This is a genomic window from Novosphingobium sp. GW835-FHT14H07, assembly GCF_058793515.1.
This window is the reverse complement of the sequence record NZ_JBXAFX010000001.1, coordinates 297,166-309,883: the sequence shown is the minus strand read 5'-3', so window position 1 is coordinate 309,883 and position 12,718 is coordinate 297,166. Positions and strand designations below refer to the sequence as shown.

The window sequence follows — 12,718 nt, the reverse complement described above, 5'->3', positions numbered from 1 at the left end:
CAGGGCCGAGCTGAAGGCTAGGCTCGGTATCGCAGGACCGTCAGGTTGCGATGCCGATGGTCGTCGTGCCCGTGTACCCCGTAGTTGTCGAGCCGGTCACCGTGGGTGTCATTACTGCGAGCTGTGCGTCGGTGTTGTTGCCGAAGACGTTGTCGCTGGAAAGCGTAACGTTTGCAAAGTTCGTCTTGCTGCTTGGATACGCCGAAAGTGCATAGACTTCGTTGCAGGCTGCCGCAGGCAGTGCGAGCTGCGAAATCAGTCGGGCGTAATTCGCGTTGGTCGCGTTGGCGAGGCTTGAGAACACCTCGAAGTGGATGTGCGGGTAGCGGCCGGAATAGCACCCCGGGAAGATCGTGGTGAATGTAACCTGCCCGTTGGTATCGGTTACCTGCACGCCCCGCAGGTAGCTTTCATTCGGCAGGGTATAGAGCGAATAATACCCATCTGCCGTGCAGTGCCAGATATATACGGCGTAACCGGCAAGTGGGGCACAACCGTTGTTCACGTCGACCACGGTCAGCGTAAGCGTCAGTTGAACGCCGACGGCGGTGGCTGTCGAACTGCCGAGGAAGCTGGACCTGATGTCGCTTCGGACGATTCCGCTGGCTGTAAGAGCGTTCGAGGTAAGGCCAGAGGTGGTGTTCGTACCGTCTGCCGGGTAGGGACCGTTGGTCTCGGTCGCGGGGACGGTGCAGGTGCCAGCAGTCGCAGTAGCTGTCGCAGTTGCAGTCGCCGAAGCTGTCGCCGTTGCCGTTGCGGTGCTGGTTGTTACTGTCGTTGTGCTTGATGCTGCCCCATCGCTGCCGCCGCAGCCAAACAGCAATGCGCTGCCGCCGGCCGAGCCGAAGAGGGCAAGGGCGCGACGCCGTCCCACTCGCAGGCGTTCGATCTGGGCTAGATCGGCAGCAAGACCCTCGGACTGATGGTCGTGCGAGGTGTCTTCGGTGATGTCGCCATGCTGCATTGGATGTCTGTCCCTTTGTCCCGCTGATATCATCGTTTGCCGATGTCTAACGTCCTGCGGATCGAAACCCTTCACCAAGACCTGGCTTGAGTTTGCATATATTTCGCAAAGGTCTGTTTTCTGGTAACTTATTGCATTCCATCAAAGCTTCCGATCACAGCCTCGAGTGTGGGGTCAGGTATTTCTGCAATCGATTGTTGTAAGGCTCGACATGCTGTGGCAAGAAGCGGCGAGAGGGCCGGAATAGGTCGATGGGAGAGCCGGACGTGGGAACCAGTAACATCGCCAGACCCAAACTGTCCTTGGCGCGCATTCTCGAAATGAATCTTGGCTTCCTCGGCCTGCAGTTCAGTTTCGGCCTGCAACAGGGCAACATGGGGCCGATCTACAGTTATCTCGGTGCTGATGAATCCCAGTTGCCCATGCTCCAGCTGGCCGGGCCGATCACCGGCCTGCTTGTGCAGCCAATCATCGGAGCCTTGAGCGATCGGACTGCCAGCCGGTGGGGGCGTCGCACACCCTATTTCCTGATCGGTGCAGTACTGTGCTGCCTCGGCCTGTTCTTCATGCCGCTGTCGAGTTCAATCCTCATGGCGATGTCGCTGCTGTGGATCCTCGATGCCGGCAACAATATCACGATGGAGCCCTACCGCGCCTATGTCTCTGATCGGCTTAATCCCGATCAGCGCCAGGCGGGCTTCCTCTCGCAAAGCGCCTTTACCGGTCTCGCGCAGATGCTTGCGTTCCTCACGCCCTCACTGCTTGTCGGCTTCGGCATGAACCAGGACTGGGTAGACAGCCATGGAATTCCCTACACCGTCCGCATCGTGTTCATGATCGGTGCGGTACTTTCGCTGACCACGATCTTGTGGTCGGTGCTTCGCGTTCCCGAACTCCCGCTTACGGCAGACGAGATCGCCCACATCAAAGCCCAGCCGAGGGGTGTTTGGGCGACCTTTAGCGAGATTGGGGCGGCGATCGCCGACATGCCCGTCGCCATGCGCAAACTGGGCCTTATGAGCCTGTTTCAGTGGGCCGGCATGTCCGGCTACTGGACGTATGCCGTCTATTCGATCAGTCGGACAGTCTATGGGACCGCCGATGTTCACAGCAGTGCCTTCCACACGGCGGTACTGACCAACGGCGAAGTCGCCGCATTCTACAATGCCATTTCCTTTGTGACCGCCTTCGCCATGGTTCCTCTCGTGAAGCGCATCGGACCGGGGCCACTCCATGCACTTTGCCTTTTTGCCGGTGGCGTCGGCATGTTTCTTCTGCCGAACGTGACAGACAAGGCGTTCCTGTTCGTTCCGGCCATCGGCATAGGCCTGGCGTGGGGCAGCATCATGGGTAACCCCTACGCCATTCTGACAAACTCAATCCCGCCGCAGCGCACGGGCGTCTACATGGGCATTTTCAACATGATGATCGTAATCCCCATGCTGCTGTTTGCTGTGGTGATGAGCAGGCTCGATCTTGGCTTCGTCTCGATCGGCTTCGATGCCTACAAGCTCGCGCTGGGTGGCGATCCGCGCAACATGTTGATGTTCTGTGGTGTCTCGCTTGCACTTGCAGGTGTTTCGGTTCTTTGGGTCCGTGAAGGGCGGGTCGGAGCCATGTCGCAGCAGGCAGTGGTTGCGTGATGTCTCGCACTTTTGCCTTGCATACGGGGACTGCGTCCCTGGCTTGGGACACGGCAGAAGGCAGGGCGCCGGTCTGGCGACATTTCGGTCCGACGGTCGAGACGCAAGGCCTGCCGCCATTGTCGGACCTGCGCGGTCCCGCCTCGTATTCACTCGACCACGACGTGCCGTTCTGCTCGGTTCCGGTGTCAGGCCTTGGCTGGTTCGGCCCTGCATTCCTGAAGGTCAGCAGCGCCGGGAAATGCCTGGATATCGACTTTTCTGCTGTGGACGTTTCCGACGGTGCTGGATGCGTGATTATCCGCTGTCGCGATGAGGATTCCGGCGTTGAAGTTGAACAGACTTTCGAGGTCTCGGGTAGGGCATGCGTATGCCGCAGCGTCGTCCGCAACGTAGGTGATTTGGCTTTCTCGGTGGATTGGCTCGCCAGCGCCATGCTGCCGCTCCCGTCAACTTCAGGTCGGATCGTGTCATGGCGTGGCCGTCATAACGCTGAGCTGGTGGAATGTTGTGAGGCCATGCCTCAGCAGTCGTGGGTGCGCGAGGTGCGGCGGGGCATTTCCGGGCACGGTGGACCGGGTGGTGTCTTCGTGCTCGATCATGGTGCGACTTTGCACCAAGGCACCGTTCGCGCATTGCAGTTGGCGTGGTCGGCCGACAATCGCGTTGCAATAGAGCGCGACGATGAAGGCTGCTGGATCATGAGCGCAGGCGCTCTTCTGCAGCCGGGAGAGGTCACTTTATCCCCTGGAGATAGCTGGACAGCACCAGACGCGATTTTCACGGTGTCAACCGAGGGGCGGAACGGTGCGGCATCTGCGTTCCACGACGCGGTGCGTGCCCGTCTGCAGTGGCCTGGCCGCACTATGCGCCCCCGTCCCGTGCATCTCAACTCATGGGAGGCCTGCTACTTTGACCATGACGAAGCACGCATCGTTGCCTTGGCCGAGGCAGCGGCATCGGTTGGTGTAGAACGCTTCATTCTGGACGATGGCTGGTTTCGCAATCGGGATGATGACACTTCCGGACTGGGCGACTGGACGGCCGATCCGCGAAAGTACCCGAACGGCTTGAAACCCCTAGCGGACAGGGTGAACGCCTTGGGCATGGAGTTCGGTCTGTGGGTCGAGCCGGAAATGATCAACCCGGATAGCGACCTTTATCGTGCTCATCCCGATTGGGCACTGTCCCTGCCGGGCCGGCCGCAGCCGACAGCTCGCAACCAGCTCGTCCTGGATATGGCTCGAACGGATGTCCGTGACTATCTCTTCGACTGTCTCGACGCTCTTCTGACCGAGCTGCCGATCACATACCTCAAGTGGGATCACAACCGCGATCTTGCGCCAGCCGGCGGTGCCGCGCAGTTGCGTGGAGTCTATGCTCTGCTTGCGAGAGTTCGTGCCGCGCATCCTGGAGTTGAGGTAGAGTCCTGTGCCGGTGGCGGTGGCCGTAACGATGCTGGAATGGCTGAATTTTGTCATCGCTACTGGACCAGTGACAATATCGACGCAGTCAGCCGGATCAGTATACAGCGCGGATTTCTCTCGTTTTTGCCGCCAGAAATGATGGGGTCGCACATTGCTGCGAGCCCCGCACATGCGACTGGTCGCAGCCATCCTCTCGCTTTTCGCGCGGCGATGGCGCTGACTGGTCATCTCGGCGTGGAAATGGATCCGCGCACGCTGTCGGAGGGCGAGCGCGCGGAACTTGCGGGCTGGATTTCCTTTTACAAGCAATGGCGTGACTTGCTCCACCAAGGCCGTGTCTGGCTGGGGGAGGGCGCCGACCGCACTTATTGGCAGGCGCAAGGCCGGGACGACGAACTCCTCCTCTTCGTCATCCGTGCAGAGCCTCCGGGTGATCGCCGTCCGCAGCCGCTGATCCTGCCTTTCTGCGGAAAATCAGATTCTTGGGATGTCCAACTTCTACGCATTGCCGGAGGCGAGGGCGGCCATGCCGCCCATAGCGCACCGTTCTTTGAAGCCATGAAGTCAACGCATCAGAGCCTGCCGGCCAGTTGGCTTAGCAATGCAGGCCTGCCCTTGCCACCGGCGAAGGCAGAAACCGTGACCATCTTTCACATGCGCAAGCGCGCCTGAAGTTCTTTTCGAGAAAGCCTCTGATGTCCCAAATTTCCTTTCCGGTTCAGAATGATGCTGCGTTTGGTGCGAGCCGCTGGGCGCCGTCTGGCTACGGCAATCCGCCTCGCATTCCGCTGATCGGCAAAACCGACGTCGTCCGCCTGTTCGATCACCTTGACCTGTGGGACTGCTGGCCACTCGCCCATGAGGACGGACGAACGGTTGAACACAACGGCCGAAACTGGTGGTTTTTCCTGTCATCTCCGGTCTTTGCCGATCCGGTGCAGCGCCACGGCCACGCGCGTATCCGTCTGATTTCGTTCGGCAAGGATGGCTGGATCGATCATGGCAACGCCTTTCCGGACGGTTTCACTCCAGGAAGTCGCGAATGGGCGGGCTCAGCCGTCTTGATGGACAACGGGCAGACCGTACAGCACTTCTTTACAGCCGCCGGCCGCCGCGGGGAACCACAGGAAACCTTTGAACAGCGCCTGTTCGTCAGCGAAGGCACACTCAACGCCGAAGGGCCCGGATCATGGCGCGAACCGCGCGAGATCTTCGCCGCCGACGGCCTCCGCTATGTGCTTGACCGGCAGGACAGAGGCGCGCCCGGCCAGATCAAGGGTTTCCGCGACCCTGCATGGCTGCGAGACCCCGCCACAGGCAAGGCGCATATTCTGTTCACTGGCAGCGCTGCATGGTCGGATCATGCATTCAACGGCAATATCGGGATCGCGACACTGCAGGGCGGCCAGTGGACGCTTGGTGACCCGTTGATCGATGCTGTTGGCGTAAACAATGAACTCGAACGACCGCATGTGATCGTCCGCGACGGGCGGTACTACCTGTTCTGGTCCACACAGACGCATACTTTCGCGCCCGAGGCGGTAGCGGGGCCCAACGGCCTCTATGGCATGGTGGCCGACAGCATTGCCGGGCCGTGGCGGCCGATCAACGGCACCAGCCTGGTTGCTGCCAACCCTGATGCGGAAGCGAAGCAGTCCTACAGTTGGTGGGTCACCGGCGAGGGCGTTGTGTGGAGCTTCGTGGATTACTGGGGCATGGAAGGCCGCACTACCGCCACAAACCCCGAGTTGCTGCGCAGCAATTTTGGCGGGACGCCAGCCCCTCGTTTCCATCTGCGGTTCGATGGCGACAGCGTAACCGTCGCCTGAAGCGTCAGGCGCTTTCGCGCTGAATAAGTTCGGGGTGCATGATGGTTGAAGGCGCGTCCTCACCGGCAATGCGGCGGCGCAAGGCATCGACCATGGCGCGCGCGCCCGCGGCAATATCCTGACGCACGGTCGTCAACTGCGGCACCATGCGGGTCGCGATGGGCAGGTCATCGAAGCCGGTCACGGCAACCTGATCGGGCACGGCAATCCCGTGCTCGTGCAGGATGCGGATCGTCGTCATCGCGATGATGTCTGACGCGCACACGATCCCGTCCACCGCACCGTTCAGATCGGCCAGATGGCCAGCGATCTGCGTTGCCATCTCCTCGCTGGCGAGATGGGTGGGGAAGCACACCAGGGATGCGTCGAGCGCCTTGGCGACTTCCTGTTGTACGCCGCGCTGGCGTTCCGCGATCTCGGGGCCGTTGGGATCGCCGAAGAAGGCCAGACGCTTGGCTCCGCGCGCCAGCAACCTCCGAGCGGCAAGGGCACCGCCAGCCGCGTTATCGACGCCCACTGTGCATTGTGCCTGTCCCTCGCGATGGCTGCCCCACACCACGAGAGGGCGGTAATGTTCCGCCACGCGCTCGATAACGTCGAACTGGTTTGATTGGCCAATGACCAGAGCGCCGTCGAGCATGCCGGAGTCGACAATGCGATCGAGCCACTCATCGTCGCCCGGAATGACGCGCGAAAGCATCAGGTCATGGCCGCTCTCGGTCAGTTCGTCTGCAAGGTAGCCGAAGAGCGTCATGAAGAATGGATCGGAGATGTGCTGGCGTCGTTCATGGCCAAGCGGGATGACCACGCCGATCACGCCGGTCTGCTGCGTACGTAGCCGACGGGCCATCTGGTTGGGACGAAACCCGTGCTCGCGCGCCAGTGCCTGAATACGCTCACGCGTCTCCTTGTTGACAAGCGACTTGTCGGCCAGGGCGCGGGAAACGGTTCCGGCAGAGACGCCTGCGATCCGCGCAAGCTCTGCAATGTTCCTGATCTTGCCGGGTTTTTTCACATCGTCCATGTAGTTTGCATGTCCTGCACAAGCGCATCTGCGCGCGGTCATGCGCAACGCCCCTCGCGTGATTGATGCGATGTTATCGGCGCGCGTGTCAATGATTTAGGTGGCTTCAAGATCGGTGAGGAGGGGCCTGGTGTTGCGTATTCAGCACAAGTTGCAGGGAGTCTGCAATCGATTGCGATTTCGTGTTGCAAACGATTGTAGTCGGGCTTAGTGGAGACGGTGACTGATTCCTGCAGGTGCTGCAGGAGCATCTTGGTGGGAGGAAATATGAAGCTTACACCCCTTTACGGCTGTGCCTCGCTTGTCGCGCTCTGCAGCGCGATGTCGGCCATGCCCGCTCTCGCGCAGGACGCAGCACAGGCTGACAGCGCCGAAGCCGCTCCTGAGACAACCGGCCTTGACGCTATTGTCGTGACCGCATCGGGCCGTGACAAGACGCAGCTCAACAGCGCAGTCTCGGTCAGCTCGATTTCGTCCGAGACCATTCAGGCGATCCGTCCTACCTCAGAAGCCGAAGTGTTCCGCGCCATCCCGGGCATCCAGGTTGCCGGTACCGCCGGCCCAGGCGGCAACTCGAACATCGCCGTGCGCGGTCTTCCGGTCGCCACCGGTGGTTCGCCGTTCGTGCAGATCCAGGAAGATGGCCTGCCGACCGTGCTGTTCGGCGATATCCAGTTCGGCAACAACGATTACTGGACCCGCTTCGACGGATCGGTGCAGAACATCGAAGGCGTGCGTGGCGGTTCGGCCGGCACCTTTGCCTCGCAGGCACCCGGCGCGGTCATCAACTACATCAGCCACACCGGTAAGCAGGAAGGTGGATTTGTCTCGATCAACCGCGGCCTCGGCTATGACGAGACCCGCGCCGACTTCCGTTATGGCGGTCCGATCAACGACACGATGTACTTCCACATCGGCGGTTACGTGAAGAACGGTCGTGGCCCGCTGAAGGCGGACTATACCGTGTCAGATTCCTTCCAGGTCAAGGGCAACCTGACCAAGGAGTTCAACGAAGGGCGCGGCTATTTCCGCCTCAACTTCAAGGTGGCCGATACGCAGGAGCCGAACTACACCGGCGCACCCGCACTTGCCACGATCACCGGCAAGAAGGTCTCGAACATTCGCCCCTATCCGGGCTTCGATGGTCGTGATTCCTCGAACTACTCGATCTACAATCAGGACTTCCTCATCTATAACCGTGAGGGCAACCTCGAGCGCGTCAAGATGGACGGCATCACCACCCAGGCGCAGTCCTTCGGTGGCCAGTTCCACTATGATTTCGACGGCGGGATCACTGTCGATAACAACATGCGCTACACCAGCATGAGCGGTGCGTTTGCCTCACCGTTCCTCAACACCGCGCTGACCTCGTCGGTGCTCGGGTCGACCGTCAACGGCCGCACCGTCGCCGCGATCCGCTATGCCAGCGGTCCCAAGGCCGGTCAGCTGTTCACCGATCGCTACCTCGACAACAACGTCAACGTGCGCACCAACATCCGCGACATTGGCAGCTTTGCCAATGACCTGACCCTCGCCGGCAAGTTCGACGTAGCTTCGGGCAAGCTGACCACCCGCGCTGGTCTGTTCTACATGAACCAGAAGATCGCGATGGACTGGCACGTCAACAAGTCGCTGCGCGAACTGAACGGCGACAACCCCTCGCAGCTCGACCTGTTCGACAGCGCAGGCAACAAGCTGACCCAGGCCGGCACTTCTGGCTACAACAACAATTGGGGCGAATGCTGCGCTCGCGACTACGACCTGTCGTATGCGAACACGGCGCCGTACCTCTCGCTCGACTTCGACCACGACCAGTTCGGGCTCGATGGCTCGGTCCGCTTCGAGCGCATCAAGTCGACCGGCTATGCCATCGGCGGCGGGGCCGAGTTCCCCATCAACAGCAATGGCGTGACCATCCCTGCGATCACTGCCAACGGCGTGCGCGAGAACCTGAACTATACCCGCAGTTACACCTCGTGGACCGTGGGCGGTCTGTTCAAGGTCACGCCGAACGTGACGATCTTCGCCCGCACCTCACGGGGTGGCCGCTTCAACAGCGACCGTCAGACGCTGGGCGGCAAGATCCGCAACGACGGTGCGCTGTGCCGTGCGAGCGACATCGGCAGCAACGGCTGCTCGGCTGACGGCGTGACGCCTTCGGTCGACTTCGTCACCCAGCACGAACTCGGCATCAAGAGCCGTGGCGATCTGTTCGGCGGCCAGTTCACGATGGAAATGACGCTGCTCAAGGGCAACTTCAAGCAGTCGACCTATGAGCTGTCGGCCACCCGCTGCCCCGGTGGTTCTGGCGGTTGCGTCATCGATGCCAAGTTCAAGTCGACCGGTGCGGAATTCTTCGCAACCTATCGCAACGGCGGCTTCAGCTTCGTCGGCAACGCAACCTACTCGAAGGCCAAGCGGCAGTCGGCAGGTGCCACGTCCTATACTCGTTCGCCCAACCTGCCTGACCTGATCTACACCGCATCGGCCAATTACGACATCGGCGATATCGCCACCGTCGGCGTGGCGATGACCGGGCAGACCAGCGCGATTGACGATGCGGGCTTCGAGTATCCGGGCAAGGCCATCTTCAACCCGTCGCTTCGCGTCTATCCGATGAAGGACCTCGAACTCGGCCTGCAGGTCTACAACGTGTTCGATACCTTCGACCTGCGCGGCAACGGCGGCATTGCCGACACGACTGCCAACCCGGTCGTGATCGGCGGTGCGCCTGCACTGGGCCGCACGGTTTCGGCTTCGGTCCGTTACAACTTCTGATGCTGGCGGGAGAGGCCTGGCGTCTCTCCCGGTCACTTCGGGTCGCATGAGGGAGGGGCGGGGCGCTGATGCGTTCCGCCCTTCCGTTCCAATATCGCCGGAAGAGCGATAGGACAGAAGGGACGCCAACGAGAGGCACGCCTGAATGAGCGGTATGACATGAGCAATCCTGACCTGATGATCCGATCCATCGCGGTGATCGGTGGTGGCACTGCAGGCTGGATGACAGCGGCGGCGTTGGCTCAGGCGCTGCGGCACAACTGCAGCATCACGCTGGTCGAATCCGACGAAATCGGCACGGTCGGCGTAGGCGAGGCGACGATCCCGCCGATCCGCACCTTCAACGAGACGCTCCAGATCGACGAGCGCGAGTTCGTGCGCAAGACCAAGGGCTCTTTCAAGCTCGGCATCGAGTTTGTTGACTGGGGCAGCCTCCGCAACAGCTATTTCCATCCGTTCGGTCCGCATGGACGGGCGTTCGATATCGTCAACCTTCACCACTACTGGCTGCGGGCGCGTGAAGCGGGCGAGGCTGCGCCGCTGGACGAGCATTCGATGGCGTGGGCTCTGGCAAAGGAGAACCGGTTTGCTCCGCCGATGCCAGATCAGCGCAATGTGCTTTCGACCTTCGATTATGCCTATCATTTCGATGCAGGCCTCTATGCGAAGTTTCTGCGCGAATACTCAGAAGCCAGGGGCGTGACGCGCATCGAGGGCAAGGTCGCCAGCGTGCAGCAGGACGCCGAGACCGGCTTTGTCACAGGGGTAACGCTGGATGATGGGCGAGCGGTCGAAGCGGAGTTGTTCGTGGATTGCTCGGGCTTTCGCGGCCTGCTGATCGAAGGTGCGCTCAAGGCGGGCTACGAGGACTGGACGCACTGGCTGCCGTGCGATCGGGCAATGGCCGTACCATGCGAGAATGCAGGGCCGCTGACGCCCTACACCCGGTCGACTGCGCGGGAAGCGGGGTGGCAGTGGCGCATTCCGCTGCAACATCGCACTGGCAACGGCTACGTTTTCTGCAGCCAGTTCCTGTCCGAGGATCAGGCTGCGGACAAGCTCCTGTCGCGCCTGGATGGCAAGGCGTTGGCCGATCCCCGGCCGCTGCGTTTTGTCACTGGTCGGCGCAAGACTTTCTGGGAAAAGAATGTCATTGCGGTTGGCCTCTCCAGCGGGTTCATGGAGCCGCTGGAATCAACCTCGATCCATCTGATCCAGGCCGGCATTTCCAAGCTGCTTGCCCTGTTTCCCGACCGCACCTTCGATCCCATCGTGATCGAGGAGTACAACCGCATTGCCATCAACGAGTACGAGCGGATCCGCGATTTCCTGATCCTGCACTACAAGCTCACGACGCGCGATGACTCCGAACTCTGGCGCTATTGCGCGGCAATGGACATTCCCGATACGCTCCAGACCAAGATCGAGCATTTCCGTCGCTACGGCCGCCTGGTTCAGCGCGATGCCGACCTGTTCGGCGCGCCGTCGTGGCTGGCAGTGCATGTCGGGCAGGGGAACATTCCAGAGCGCACCGATCCGCTTGCAGACTACCGTGGGATCGACGGACGCGAGTGGCTTGGCAAATTGCGGGCCGCCATGCACCACGCTGCGCTTCAGCAACCCACGCATGAGCAGTTCATCAAGGCCAACTGCGCGGCATGAGCGAGGCGGAAGCCTTGTTCCGGCGCGCCGTCGCGTTGCGCGAAGTGCAGGACCTTGGCGGTGCTCTGGACGCGATCCTGCTGGCGGCCAAAGCCGCGCCTGGCGATCCCAACGCGGCGCTGGGACTGGCGCAGATCTCGTTTGAGGCGGGGCTGAATGCTGCAGACCTCTACGCCGAGGCGGCAAGGCTGCAGCCACAGCGGATAGACCTCCAGCGCAGCCGTGCGACTGCCTTGGCGGCCGAAGGACGACAGCTGGAAGGTGAAGACCTGCTGGAAGGCGTGCTGGCTGCAAATCCCGGTTGGATCGAAGGTCACCGCTGCCTGTGCGGAATGCGTGCGACTGTCGGCGATCCGGACTTCGCGCGCAGCTTTCCAGCCGCGATCGAGCGCGATCCTGCCAACTTCGGCCTGAGGATGGCGTGGTTCCACGTGCTTGCCACGGCCCGGCAATGGGACGATGCCCGCGCCGTCATAGCAGACGCCGAAGCGGCATTGGGCGAACGCCAACCTTCGCTGCTCGGCAAGCTGTTCATTGCCAGCGAGAGCGGTGAAGCGGCGGACAACGCGGCATTGTTCGACGGCGTGGAACAGGTTCAGGACGTGGGGCTCGATCTCGCCCGCGTTCGACACTTCCTGCGCGGTGGGCAGATAGAACGCGGCCGCGACGTTTGCCTGCGCCACGCCGGAACCGCAGCAATGCGCGCTTTCTGGCCCTATCTTTCGCTTGCCTGGCGGCTCCTCGATGATGCCCGTGTCGATTGGCTCGACGGCGGGATGCGCGATGTCCGGGCGTTCGATCTTGGCTTCAGCGCTGAAGAATTGGCGGAACTGGCACGGACGCTTCGCCGGCTTCACACCATGAACGAACCCTGGCACGAACAGTCAGTTCGCGGCGGCACACAGACCGAGCGGCCGCTGCTGCTGCGGATCGATCCCGTCATCGCTGCAGCGAGGAGCAGGATCGAAGTGGCAGTCGCACGCTACATCGCCGACTTATCCTCGCCTGACCCCGCGCACCCGCTGCTTGCTGCGCCGCGGGGGCGGTCTCTGTTCGCCGGTAGCTGGTCGGTAAAGCTGCGGCCCGGTGGATATCACGCGATGCACACGCACCCTATGGGCTGGATCAGCTCTGCACTTTACGTTACCGTGCCGGAGGAGCCCCGGCGGGGGGCGGCGCCGGCGGGTTACCTGCAATTCGGAAGACCGCCGCCCGAACTCGCGCTGGCGCTTGAGCCTTACGGCTCGATCGAGCCGAAGCCAGGTCGGCTCGTGCTGTTTCCCTCGACGATGTGGCACGGCACTGTACCGTTCCCCGATGGAGAGCGAATGACCATCGCTTTCGATGTCGTTCCCGCTCCCGCAATCCCCAACCCACCCACAAAGGCCTGA

At 61.6% G+C, this 12,718-nt stretch carries 8 protein-coding genes; 6 read left to right on the top strand and 2 right to left on the bottom strand.

Annotated features, from left to right (window positions below; all coding sequences use genetic code 11):
- Nucleotides 1-40: 40 nt before the first annotated feature.
- Nucleotides 41-964 carry an intradiol ring-cleavage dioxygenase gene (locus AC1Q5P_RS01445; protein WP_062346788.1) on the bottom strand — a complete coding sequence of 308 codons (924 nt, stop codon included), beginning with the start codon at nt 962-964 and terminating at the stop codon, nt 41-43.
- Nucleotides 965-1,284: 320 nt separating this feature from the next.
- Between AC1Q5P_RS01445 and AC1Q5P_RS01440 the strand changes: the two genes are divergently transcribed.
- The 3 genes from AC1Q5P_RS01440 to AC1Q5P_RS01430 are packed head-to-tail and all read left to right on the top strand — an operon-like array spanning nt 1,285 to nt 5,863.
- Nucleotides 1,285-2,607: an MFS transporter gene (locus AC1Q5P_RS01440; protein ID WP_052242041.1), complete on the top strand. Its 1,323-nt coding sequence runs from the start codon at nt 1,285-1,287 to the stop codon at nt 2,605-2,607.
- On the top strand, nt 2,607-4,706 hold the full coding sequence (locus AC1Q5P_RS01435; RefSeq protein ID WP_492517939.1) for an alpha-galactosidase: 2,100 nt from the start codon (nt 2,607-2,609) through the stop codon (nt 4,704-4,706). The genes AC1Q5P_RS01440 and AC1Q5P_RS01435 overlap by 1 nt, the downstream gene beginning before the upstream one ends.
- A 23-nt stretch (nt 4,707-4,729) precedes the next feature.
- Nucleotides 4,730-5,863 (top strand): glycoside hydrolase family 68 protein, encoded by a 1,134-nt coding sequence (locus AC1Q5P_RS01430; protein WP_492517938.1) that lies wholly within the window; start codon nt 4,730-4,732, stop codon nt 5,861-5,863.
- A gap of 4 nt (nt 5,864-5,867) precedes the next feature.
- On the opposite strand, the gene AC1Q5P_RS01425 is transcribed toward AC1Q5P_RS01430, so the two are convergent.
- On the bottom strand, nt 5,868-6,887 hold the full coding sequence (locus tag AC1Q5P_RS01425; protein ID WP_492517937.1) for a LacI family DNA-binding transcriptional regulator: 1,020 nt from the start codon (nt 6,885-6,887) through the stop codon (nt 5,868-5,870).
- Between the two features lie 267 nt (nt 6,888-7,154).
- Between AC1Q5P_RS01425 and AC1Q5P_RS01420 the strand changes: the two genes are divergently transcribed.
- The 3 genes from AC1Q5P_RS01420 to AC1Q5P_RS01410 all read left to right on the top strand — a co-directional run bounded on the left by AC1Q5P_RS01420 (nt 7,155) and on the right by AC1Q5P_RS01410 (nt 12,718).
- On the top strand, nt 7,155-9,665 hold the full coding sequence (locus AC1Q5P_RS01420) for a TonB-dependent receptor domain-containing protein (protein ID WP_062346798.1): 2,511 nt from the start codon (nt 7,155-7,157) through the stop codon (nt 9,663-9,665).
- 159 nt (nt 9,666-9,824) lie between these two features.
- Nucleotides 9,825-11,327: a tryptophan halogenase family protein gene (locus tag AC1Q5P_RS01415; RefSeq protein WP_492517936.1), complete on the top strand. Its 1,503-nt coding sequence runs from the start codon at nt 9,825-9,827 to the stop codon at nt 11,325-11,327.
- A complete protein-coding gene (locus AC1Q5P_RS01410; protein WP_492517935.1) occupies nt 11,324-12,718 on the top strand; it encodes a 2OG-Fe(II) oxygenase family protein in 1,395 nt (464 codons plus the stop codon). Before AC1Q5P_RS01415 ends, AC1Q5P_RS01410 begins: the two co-directional genes overlap by 4 nt.